Source organism: Adhaeribacter aerolatus, from assembly GCF_007991635.1.
In the GTDB taxonomy this organism is placed as follows: Bacteria; Bacteroidota; Bacteroidia; order Cytophagales; family Hymenobacteraceae; genus Adhaeribacter; species Adhaeribacter aerolatus.
This window is the reverse complement of record NZ_BJYS01000008.1, coordinates 78,063-90,147: the sequence shown is the minus strand read 5'-3', so window position 1 is coordinate 90,147 and position 12,085 is coordinate 78,063. Positions and strand designations below refer to the sequence as shown.

Annotated in this window: 4 protein-coding genes; all 4 read right to left on the bottom strand. The window is 47.2% G+C overall.

Annotation, left to right across the window (positions count from 1 at the left end):
- Positions 1–40: 40 nt before the first annotated feature.
- Positions 41–7,288: a T9SS outer membrane translocon Sov/SprA gene (sov, locus tag AAE02nite_RS07500; RefSeq protein ID WP_246150869.1), complete on the bottom strand. Its 7,248-nt coding sequence runs from the start codon at positions 7,286–7,288 to the stop codon at positions 41–43.
- A 9-nt stretch (positions 7,289–7,297) separates the two neighbouring features.
- Positions 7,298–7,888, bottom strand: a complete 591-nt coding sequence (gene ruvA, locus AAE02nite_RS07495) for a Holliday junction branch migration protein RuvA (RefSeq protein WP_146896563.1) — start codon at positions 7,886–7,888, stop codon at positions 7,298–7,300.
- 275 nt (positions 7,889–8,163) lie between these two features.
- On the bottom strand, positions 8,164–10,434 hold the full coding sequence (locus AAE02nite_RS07490; RefSeq protein ID WP_174761927.1) for an NADP-dependent malic enzyme: 2,271 nt from the start codon (positions 10,432–10,434) through the stop codon (positions 8,164–8,166).
- A 112-nt stretch (positions 10,435–10,546) separates the two neighbouring features.
- Positions 10,547–12,082 carry a lytic transglycosylase domain-containing protein gene (locus tag AAE02nite_RS07485; RefSeq protein ID WP_146896561.1) on the bottom strand — a complete coding sequence of 512 codons (1,536 nt, stop codon included), beginning with the start codon at positions 12,080–12,082 and terminating at the stop codon, positions 10,547–10,549.
- Between the last annotated feature and the right edge of the window lie 3 nt (positions 12,083–12,085).

The following is a 12,085-nucleotide window of genomic DNA, read 5'->3' as shown; positions in this document are numbered from 1 at the left end:
GGGTTAAATTTACATCCTTTTTCGCGAAAAGTTTAAAAACTTATTCCGATAAACTATATCTTAACTGAATTCCGCCTTCCGACACGGTATTTTTAAACGCATTGGCCACCTTTGGATCTGATATTACCCGTGTAAAATAAAATTGCAGGTTTAGCCGCTGGTTCAGGGTGTAATCAATGGTGGGCTTAATTTGTACCTGCAGGGTTCCGTTCGTAACCACACTCCGGGTTTTTTCCACGGCATCTTCTACCACAATGGTTCGCTGAATGGTTTCGTTGTCGCGGAAAGTTAAATCCAGACGCGCATTTAAATCGTTTTTCAGGGTTTTGTACTCGCCGTTAATTTTAAACGGCACCCGGAATTTATTGGTGGTAAAGCCAATACCCAGCACAATATCTTTTATGCCATTCTGGGTAATCTGGGCATTGGTCATATTCAGGGCCAGGTTGCGTTCGCGGCGGTATTCCAACCGGCCCGATATATTGTTTTTGGTCCGGAAATTAACCCCTAAGAAAGGCGCCAGTCTTTCAGAAATTAACACCTGGCTGATAACATAGTATGGCACGTACTCGCCTTGCTCATTTACTTCGGTGGGTAATTCATTTTTACCGGGCTGGTTCTGGTATTCCAGCGAGGTGGTGAAGTTCGAAATATTGTAGCTGGCGTTGTATACGTGCGATAAAGTAATGCTGCTGAAATATTGCTGTACAAACGGCAGTTCGGCTAAACCATTGTAATCGAGACGCCAGTTAGGCAGCGGAAACACGCCAAACGGTCGCGAAGGTCGCGCCTTATAATCATCAATGCTTTTGCCCTGGTAAGCGGCTAAGAAAGAAGGCATGAGCACATCCTGGGAGTTGATGGCAAATTCGCCGCCGCCCTGGTTAGCCGCCCGCAATCGCGCCAACACCACGGCCCGGTTCTGGACAAAATTATCAAAAGCTTCGGAGGCATTATCCTGGCCCGATTCAAACAAAGTTTGCAGCGCAATAAAAGAAGAGGAGAACGAACCGGTATTCAACGGATTCTGGCGAACCGGATCAATACCGATTGCGCCGGTGTTTTCGTCAACCGGCAGCCGGTAAAAGACTTCGTTTATTTCGGAACGATCCTGCTTGGCATCTAACTGAATATTAAAGTTTCGGAAAGGCTCCAACACCGTCCGGACATTAAAGTTCTGGGTTTTTAAGTTACTCAGCGGCGTATTTAAATAATGACTGCTATCGGTGTACCAGCCTTTGGCTTCGGCCAACCGGAACAAACTTTCCAGTTCGTATTGCTTGCCCAAAATAAACGGCACACCCGGCGCTTCAAAACTTTCGTCTAAGCCAAACAGGCGGGTGCGCGGCAGGTAGCCTGGTAAAAGGGTGCCCTGGCTTTGGGCCGCCGTAAAGTTAAGCGACCGGGCCGTCATTAAGGAACGGAGTACGGTTTTCAAAGCTTTTAACTCCGGCCCTTTTTTAACGGTATCCTGCGGAGCCTGTGTGTTCGGGTTACGGGTTGGCGGTGGTACCGCGCCTCCAGCCGGTTTAGGAGCTTGTTCGTTTATGGCTTTCAAAAACTTAACCTTGTTGTAGAGGCGGGTTAAATCAATTTTACCCGTTACGCTTACCTCGGTATTATTCTGAATGGTATTGCCTAACTGTAAAGTATCGCTGATTAAAGCCGTAGAACCCGAGGTCCAGGTGTAACCGGCTGCATAGCGGGCGTCGGCGCTAATCCAGTCGGTTAGCGGAAACTTATCCAGGGGCAATCGGTAAGTAAGGGCGGCTAACTGGTCGAAATTGGTGGTACGGCCCCAGTTGCGCAGGTTCTTCCAGATAACTTCGTTTTTGTAACGCAAATCCGGGTTCTCTTTGTCAATCTGGCCGTCGGGTTCGTCTACTACGGCCCGGTTGGTAGCGGTATAGTCAAATGATATGCTCTTGGTCAAATCCCACTTCAGATCATAAATCCGGTTAAAGAAAAAGTATTTCTGGAAAGTAGGCACAATGCCGCTTGTACTGGGCATATCGTTAAAGCCAATGCGCCGCTGCAAAAATATTTCGTTGTACCGCCGGTCTAAATCGGCCCGGAAGGCAATCCGGCTCGGTAAAGGCGTAAAATTCAACTCCTGCAACAACTTGAGGTAAGGCGATTGAAAAACTTTTGCCTTCGCCAGCGGTGTATAGTTTTTGGGCGTGTTGTTATAGGTATAGGCTACACCGCCGGTATAGCTTTTGGTAAAATCCCGGTCGGTTACAATATCGGTGCGCAGTTGTTCGGTATAAGCATACGACAATGATAAGTTTTCCAGATCGTAAGGCTTAGGCTTAGCTTCCGGATTGGTTTTCTCTTTCCGGACGTTTAACAGGTTAATGCTTTTAGTGGTTACCTGGCTTACTACCTCTTTCCGGTAAGCTGAACGCATGGCCGGGTCATCAAACTTTTCCAGTGACTGCTTAAGCTCCGTATCAGGGTCCAAGGGGTCGTAACGCGGCTCCTGCATAGCAGTACCGTACTGCACCGAAACCGGTATGCGCACGCCTAATTTCTCAGGGAAAAACTTATCGGCAGCAATATTGGAGTTTAGGTCGAACTGAGCCGTGTTTTCGCGGGCGCGCTGGGCTACTTTTTGCTGCAGCGAACCAAAACCTACGGTGGTATAACTGCCACTAGCTGAAATAGTGGCGAAGTCGGCTAATTTGGCATTCAGGCGGGCATTAGCGGCCCAGCCGGCTGTTTTGTCGAAGTCGGCTACCCGTAATTCATTCGCCCAGATACAAACCGATTCGTCGGACCTGTCGGGGCTGCGCGGATTCAGAACCCCCAGCATAATGCCCTGAATAGCGCTTAGATCGGGGTTGCCCACTACGGTAATGGTAGCGTTATTTGGTAAATTTCTCGTCCAGGGCTGAAAAATATTGCTGCCACTGTTGCGGTTCCGCTCGGCTTTGGTATCAATTAAATCCTGAAAAGCCAGATCCACGAAGTTAGCCGGTATCCAGATGTCGGAGGAGTTAGTAGCTGTATTAGGCGTAATTTTTAATGGAATAGAATATTCGTAATAGTTCTGGGTGTAGTCGGTACCAATGCGGATAAACGCTCTTACTTCATCGTCGGTGGTAGTATTGTTCGGACTCTGAGCGTGCAGAAACAGCTTCAGCCGTTTGTAAATCAGCATATCCATGGTTACATTTTTGTAAACCGCCTTGCCAAACGAATCTTTCAGGCCTTCTACGCAAAGCTGCAGCGATTGCTCATTTTGGCGGCGGTTCTGCAACGTTGAGGAATTATCGCGCAGGCGAACTACCCCGGGCGGAATTACATAAGGTACTACACTTTCTTCCTGTGCACCGTTCTCTTCAATATTTACCGTTGAAACCGAAAAGTTCTGCACGTCAAAATCGCAATCGCCTACGCACGGTGCACCGCTATCCGAAATAGAACCCATATAGCGGCGCCACTGGTTCGATACAAACTGCAACCCTAGCATCCGCATAACTACCGGTTCCTGAAACTGGGTCAGGTACATGCGCATAAACCGGATAGACTTAAAGCCATTCATGCCGCCTACATTGCCGGTAGGTTGGCGTACCGGTATCCGGAACTGGTACCAGGTTACCTCATCACCATGAACCGGCGTCGTAATCTTGTCAACAATATAATTTTCACCAACATCCAATCGGCCTGGTTTCAGTACCATGCGGTATTCGTGGTAACGTTCCACATCACTTACCACATTGTCTTTGTTCAGGTCTTCTTTATCGGGGTAAGGGTAAGCCGATTCGATGCTGTTTTCGGCGGAGTTACCCTCCATACCGTTATAATTTTTGTAACGGCCCAATATTTTAACATTCCGGGCATCGTAATCGCCATTCAGGTGGTGCTTAAAGTTGTCGCCGGAAGGGTCGGGCAGGTTCTGGTAAATGCCCTGGAAAAATTGCCGCTCTTCGCTGTCGTTCAAACCTTCCAGGCCAATATCCTGGTATTGCCGGGTGCCGGAATTGTTATCAAAGGCATCGGTCAGGAAAGGTAACTTGCTTACAAAGCCCCAGGTTGTACGCTCGGTATCGGGTTTACGGCCAGTAGCTACATCAATAGTAGTTTGGGCGGTCGGCAAGCCATTTTCAAACTCGTAACGGTTCTGATTTTTCAATAAATCTTCCGAAATATTACCTAGGTTCAAGATTAATTCACCACCCGTCGTATTGGGTTTGTCGTTGCCTTCGTCGTCGGTAATATTCGCCAGCCCGCTTTTACTCTGAATAAACGGATCCATCAACCAAAACTCCAGATACTCAATATTCGCGTTGTCGAAATCATTATCGAACGTTATTTCGCGGCTGATACCCCCGTAGTTGTTAATATTCAGGGCCGGATTATTTGGGTTCAGGAGACGACCATCGGGACTAATATTTGTGTTGTAATTGTATTGGCCACGTTCGTTAGGGAAGTAAGCCAAATCGAACGTGTATTCATAATTATTAAGAGCATCCAGGTCGCGGTTCCGGAAAACCTCTTTGCGGTTTACGCCCCGGGTATAATGGTTTTTAAGTACGTTTTCGGTAATATTATCGGGCCGGCGCGGGCCATTGCGGTAATAAACTCCCTGATCGATGGTGTACCAGGCCAGTTTGGCCCGATTAAAAGCGTAAGCCAGACCAGAACCGTTGGTTAACGGAGCCGGGGTAGACGCCAGGCGCCAGTTGTTGCTGTTGTAAGAGCCGGCGAGACCGAAAGCAGCCTCCGAACTTTCAAAATCATCGATATACGATACCCCATCTTCGCCCTGCAGCTTAGCCCGGGCCGGCAAAAGCTGGGCAAATTCGGCGTTGAAAGTGATGGTAGAAGGTTCTTTGGTTTGAACCAGGGGCAACATATCGGTTAGTTTGGTCAGGAATCGGGAATCGCGGCGTAAGTTAATATCTACGCCGTAAATGGTGTTGTTGCTGGGTTCATCGCCTAAACTCACCCGGTTGTTGTTATAAGGCGTTTCGCCGAGGTGCAGCATGGTACCGCCAAAGCTAATATCATTGTTTACCCGGTAATCTAAGCGCACTCCCACCATAGCCCGGGGTTGGGGGTTAATCAGTTCGGCGCGTTCAAAATTTACTTTTAAATTGCTGGCCGAACTCATGTAGCTGGGGTTTAATATTTTTACCCTGGCCATATTGTAATCAACCTGGTAATCGACGCCCTCCGTCAGGCGCGTACCACCCGAATAAACCGTTACCGATCCTTCGGCAATCTGAATACCCGGTAAAGCTATTTCGTCGGAAGAACTGGCCTGGTAGCGACCCTTCAGGAAAAATTTATCTTTGTTCGTAAACTGCTGGGCATCGGTTTGGGTAAGCTCGTAAAGTTCCTGGTACACGTATTTCTCGCGGAGCGCTTGTTCCTGGTCGGTAAATTTCTCGTTCAGGTAAGACCCAAAAGGCTCTACTACCGGGAAAATAATGCGACCGTTTTCCGGATCGATGGTAATCCCTTCTAAAAAGTCGAAGTTTCCGTCGCGCGGCCGGTCGTTGTTGGTGTTTACGTTATCCAGATTAAAGACTTCTACCAGCGGTAAATCTTTTATCCGTTCGCCTTCTTTCAGCGTGGGAATATCTACCCCGGTTTCATCGTCTTTGTAAATCAGGCGCAGTTGAAAATTTTGCCGCGTAATCTGGTTGGCATTCAGCGGGTAAATATTCTTCATCATCAAATCCCAGATGGGCAACTGCAACGGCGCCGGGTTGGTAGAACGCAGCATTTTCATGAAGATTACTTCGTTTTCGCGCACGTTCTGGTAATCTTCCTGCAACTCGCCTACCTGATACGTTTGCCCGTTAAAGGTATATTCGTAAGCCACACCCAGTACCTGTTCGGGTAACAACGGCGTGTTTAAAGAAATATACCCTAACTGGGGATTGAAGGTGTATTCGCGCGGATCGAGGCGGCGGGCCCGCACGTGTTCGTAATCAATGGTTTTCTCAAAAACATCCTGGTCCAGAAACTCATCAATCCGGTCGTTATCGCGGGAGGTACCGGTTAAAATACTGTATAAGCGGTTCGACTTGTTATCTGCCGGGCGGGTAGGAGCCGAGCCATTGGCCAGGCGGTCGGCCCGGTGAATATTCTCCGGGTTAGCCTCTCCCAAATCCATGGTGGCTACCAGGTTACGCAGGTTTTCGGTGGCGCGGTTATCATTGGTAATATAAACTTCGAGGCGGCGGATGGTAATACCCGAGTTTACTAAAGGCAAATTCTGCAGCGCGCGGTTATACCGATCTCGGAAAAAATGGGCCAGGAAAAAGTGGCGATCGCGTTCGTACTGGCTGGCCCGTATTTCAAAATTACGGTTCTGCGACCCATTTTGGATATTTATCTCGTCGGTGCGGCCGCGTACGTTAGAGGCAATGGTGGTAACGGCCAGGCGGCCAAACTGCAGTTGGGCTTTTATCCCGAACAAATTTTGCCCCCCGGTAATCAGGCTATTGCTTAAAGGTAAACTAACATTCCCCGCTTCCACCTTCCGGATAATTTCTTCTTCGTAGCCGGTATAATCCAGCTTCATGTTATTTTCGAACTCGAAATTGGCTTTGGTGTCCCAGTTGAAATTTATTTTCATCTTTTCGCCAATTTTGCCCACCACGTTCAGGGCCAGGTTCTGATCGAAATCAAAATCGCCGATACGCTGTTGCCGTAGGGGCAACGATTGGTTAAAGTTCCGGTTAAAGCGAGCGCCAAATTTAAGGCCTACATTACCATTGGTCTGAATATCAACGGTACTTCCTCCAAATATCCGGTCGAACAATGGGCTTACAACGCTGATTTTGGGGATTAACCGTTTGCTGGCCGGCCCGCCGCTTTCGCCGGCAATACCGCCTTCGGACTTTGCCCGCCAATAGTTGCGAATGGACTGTTGCTGCTGGTACCGCGAGTATTCCTCGAAGGTCATGGTGGTTGGATTGCGGTAATCTATTTCGCCAATCCGCTCCCGAATATTAAACCGCTTTAAACTATCATCCAGTGTTACGTCTACCTTAATATTAGCCGGTGGGCCCAGCAGTAGCGGCGACTCATCGGTACGGTTCGAAAAGGGATCGCTCCGCCGATCTTTCGGTTTATAGGTAGGCCGCCTGGATTTTAAGTAAGCCGTATCGGTTACGGTCGTATCTGCCAGTAAATGCTTGCCCCAGTTGTATAAGCTTTTCCGGTCTTTACCCACTACAGCTCCCGAAACGGAAGCCCAAACCAGAAAAGATACAAGAACAACTAGAGAAAGGGCAAAACTATAATTGCGTTTGCTAAAGCGTACCAATTTTTTATTCTACGATGTTTTCAAAGCTAATTTGATGAGGGCTTCCACACTGAGATGGCTGCCATCCCGCTTAATTATGGAATCCAGGGTTTTTTCGGCCACATTACGGGCAAACCCAAGGGTAATTAATGCTGATAACGCTTCCTCGCGGTTGGTATTGTGAGAAACCGGCGTATTATTAACGCCATCGGAGAATGCTTCTTTTTTAAATTTGTCTTTCAGTTCCAGTATAATGCGCTGAGCGGTTTTAGCCCCAATGCCTTTCACATTCTGAATGGTACGTACATCTTCCCGGGTGATGGCCTGGGCGATTTCGGAAACGGTGAGCGAAGATACAATCATTAAGCCGGTTCCTGGCCCCACTCCCGAAATAGAAATTAAATGCAGGAAAACTGTTTTTTCGGCCAGTTCACTAAAACCATATAGGGTATGGGCATCTTCTTTTATATGCAAAAAGGTATGTAGTTTGCAGCGTTCGCCCTCGGTTAATTTAGAATAAGTATTAAGCGAAATCTTTATCTGATATCCCACGCCGTTCACATCAATTATTACAAAAGTCGGGTCTTTGTGGGTTAATTTGCCATCAATGTAGGCTATCATAAATAGTTTAAAATAGTGATATAAAAAACCTTTATTAAAGAGAACTGGGTTGTAAAAATACAATTTTTATTTCTGAAACACAATTCTAAAGTAAAGTTATCTGCAAAATAGTAATAGCCCGGTGAAGTACGTGCTTTACCCGATTAAAAGGGTGTACTGCCCGGTGGAAATTATTCCCTTATTTCCTTTTGGGAGGCAGAACATTTAAGATGAGAATTAATTGTATGAAAACAAAGGCCAGGCAGGAGCAGCCGGCCTTTGTTTTCTTAGTTATTTTAAAATTCCTGGCGGTAATTTTGCGCATCCACCACGGCAATGGCAACCATGTTTACGATCTCGCGGGTAGAGGAGCCTAATTGTAAAATATGCACCGGCTTGCGCATTCCCATTAGCAGCGGGCCAATGGTTTCGGAACCGCCAATTTCCTGTAATAATTTATAGGCAATATTACCAGAGTTCAGGTCCGGAAATATTAAGGTATTGGCCCCTTTATCGGCCAGTTCGCTAAACGGATAATGCTCCTGAATTAAATTCTTATTAACGGCCGTGTTGGCCTGCATTTCTCCGTCGATTATTAAATTAGGGTAACGTTTTTTAGCCAATTCTACGGCTTTAACTGCTTTGGCCGGTATGGGGCCGCGGTTAGAACCAAAATTAGAGTAGGAGAGTACCGCCATGCGGGGTTCGTGGTTAAAAAAACGTACGGCCCGAGCGGTTAAACCTATTATGTCAGCTAGTTCTTCGGCCGTCGGATCTACATTAACGGTGGTATCGGCCAGAAAGTACGGTTCTTTGCGGTTCTGGATAATATACATGCCGGCCACCTTATTTACGCCTTCTTCTACCCCGATTACGTGCAAGGCCGGCAATATTGTTTTAGAATAATCTTTCGTCAAGCCCGAGATCAGGGCATCGGCCCGGTTAGTTTCTACGAGCATGCTGCCAAAATAATTCCGCGACAGCATTAACTGGCGGGCATCAAACAAGGTCATGCCTTTGCGTTTCCGTTTTTGGTACAGAATCTCGGCAAATTCATCCCGGAAGGTGAGATCTTTCGTCGGGTCAATTATTTCGGCTTCGGCTAAATCCAGGTTGTGTTCTTCCGATATGGCTAAAATCTGTTCCCGGTTACCTAATAAAATAGGCTTGGCAATATTCTGGTCAATTACAATCTGGGCCGACTTCAGAATTTTATAATGATCCGCTTCGGCAAATACAACCGTTTTGGGATTGGTTTTAGCCTGGGCAATAATGCGGCTCATGAGTTTCTGGTCGATGCCAATCCGTTCCTGTAATTCCTGGTCGTACTTTTCCCAGTTTTCAATAGGGTTGCGGGCAATACCCGATTCTATGGCAGCTTTCGCAACTGCCGGACTGATACTAGTAATCAGGCGCGGATCCAGCGGTTTCGGAATCAGGTAATCGCGGCCGAAGGCAATGGTATTGTCGCCGTAAGCTTTGTTTACAATTTCCGGTACGGGGTCTTTGGCCAGTTCGGCCAGGGCTTTTACCGCCGCCAGTTTCATGGCTTCGTTTATTTCGGTAGCCCGCACATCCAGCGCTCCCCGGAATATATAAGGGAAGCCCAGCACGTTGTTAACCTGGTTCGGATGATCGGAACGGCCGGTAGCCATAATTAAATCTTCGCGCACCGACATGGCCAGTTCATAAGTAATTTCGGGATCCGGGTTGGCCAAGGCAAAAATAATGGGGTCGGGGGCCATTAATTTTACGTACTCGGGCGGCAATACATTACCGGCCGAGAGCCCGATAAACGCATCGGCTCCGGTCATGGCTTCTTCTAAAGTCTTAATATTCCGGAGGGTAATTAATTGGGAGCGATAAATATCCAGATCATTCCGTGCGGCATTAATAATACCGTCTTTATCAAAGACCACTAAATTATCTAGTTGCAGGCCCAGCGACAAATACAGTTTAATACACGAAATAGCTGCTGCACCTGCCCCGTTTACCACCATTTTTATCTGGCTGATATCTTTGTTTACCAATTCCAGCGCATTTAATAAAGCGGCGCTGGAAATAATAGCGGTGCCGTGCTGGTCGTCGTGCATCAGCGGAATATTCATTTGTTCCCGGAGAGCCATTTCTATTTTAAAACATTCCGGGGCTTTAATGTCTTCCAGGTTAATGCCGCCAAAGGTGGGCTCCAGCGATTTTACAATCCGGATAAACTCATCGGGGTCGGTACAATTTATTTCAATATCGAATACATCAATGCCGGCAAATTTTTTAAATAATACCCCTTTCCCTTCCATTACCGGTTTAGAAGCATCCGGACCAATATTGCCCAGGCCCAACACGGCTGTTCCGTTAGAAATTACCCCTACCAGATTACCTTTGGCCGTATATTTATAAGCATCTTCGGGGTTTTGGGCAATTTCTTTACAGGGTTCGGCCACCCCCGGCGAATAAGCCAAGGCTAAATCATACTGCGAACTCAGCATTTTAGTAGGTACCACTTCTATCTTGCCGGGCTGCCCCTGCGTGTGGTAATTCAGCGCATCCTGTTTGTTTATCTTAATCATTCTCTCCTGTTGCTTACGGGTTCACGAAATTGGGGTAAACAAAAAACTCAGGTGGTTTGCCTGAGATTCTGTTTTGGGATAATAAATATTAAAGATAACGGATTAACATCCATTAAATAATAACGAGTTTTTGGCCGGGTTTTATTTCGTCGCTCTTTAATTTATTAACTTTTTTAATTCTTTCAACCGGAATATTATTATAACGCTTAGAAATATTCCAGAGGGTATCGCCTTGCTGCACCGCATGAATCAGTTTTACTTCCTGTTCAATTTGATTTCTGCGGGATTGCGAGTGGGCATTATCTACTGAAGCCAAGGTAACAGGCGTTTTCTTCTTTTCGGCTATTATTGGTTCGGTTTCGGGTGCCGATTCTGCGGCGGGCGCTGGTATTAGCATCGAGATTTTCTGGCCGGCCACCAGGTGCGTACTTTTTAACTGATTCCAGGCTTTAATCTGCGCCACCGTTACCCGGTGCTTTTGGGCAATTTCCTGCATGATATCGCCTCTTTTTACCACATAATCTACCAGCAGCACCGAGTCGGCAGCTGCAGAATCGGGTGCGGGTTTAGGCGGAAGAGCGGCAGCCATCATAGTTTTGGCTTCCGGCAGCACATACACCGGTATTCTGGCCGAATCCAGGATAGCAGCCCGGTTCAGCGCTATTATTTCGCGTTTTTGCACCGGCACTTTCAGCGGATAATTCCGGATGGTTGCGGGCAGAATAGCTTTTCGGATTTCCGGATTTAGATTAATAAGTTCGTCTTTTGATAGTTCGAGCTGTACAGCCAACCGTTCTAAATCCAGCGACTGGTTAATTAAAATAGTATCAGTTTGAGTTGCGAAAAGCAGGGTGTCGGGAAATATTTCGTGCTCCCGCGAGTGGTTCATCATGTAAGTGATGGCCGTAAACGAGGGTACATAGCCCCGGGTTTCTTTGGGCAGGTATGGGAATATTTGCCAGAAAGTTTTTTTGCCGCCACCCGCCCGGGCTATCGCTTTTTTAATATTACCGGGTCCGCAATTATAAGCTGCCATCACCAGTTCCCAATCGCCGAAAATACGGTAAAGTTGTTTAATATATTTACAGGCGGCAATAGTGGCTTTTTCGGGATCCATGCGTTCATCCACGTACTCGTTTTGCTTCAACCGGAAGTCTCCGGCGGTAGGCGTCATGAACTGCCACAAGCCAACAGCTTTGGCCGACGATACCGCGCGCGGCAGCAAAGCCGATTCCACTACGGCTAAATATTTAAACTCGTCTGGCAGGTTGTATTGGGCCAGGTATTTTTCGAACAACGGAAAATAAACGTTCTGGCGGGCGAGTACCCGTTTAGAATATTTCCGGTTGCGAATGGTAAAATAATCGATGTGGGCGCGGACATACGCATTAAAATGCAACGGAATTTCGCGCTGCAAACAAGACAAACGGTCCTGAATAATTTCATCCGGTTCCATGGGCACCGAATCCTGACGTACTACCAGGGGCAAAGTAAGAAAATTGGTGGTATCGACGGCAAATATCCGGATGGAGTCGGTTAAGATGAGCTTCGGATTTATTTGTTTCGGACCAGCTACTACGCTTTGGGTGATAAAGAAACTGGTGGTAAAAATAAATAAACGGAAAACTGATCTTAAAGCATGCTTCATATC

Bases quoted from the DNA above. Each gene is read 5' to 3' on its own strand.
- AAE02nite_RS07490 (WP_174761927.1), bottom strand. From the start codon at position 10,434: ATGATTAAGATAAACAAACAGGATGCGCTGAATTACCACACGCAGGGG.
- ruvA (WP_146896563.1), bottom strand. From the start codon at position 7,888: ATGATAGCCTACATTGATGGCAAATTAACCCACAAAGACCCGACTTTT.
- AAE02nite_RS07485 (WP_146896561.1), bottom strand. From the start codon at position 12,082: ATGAAGCATGCTTTAAGATCAGTTTTCCGTTTATTTATTTTTACCACC.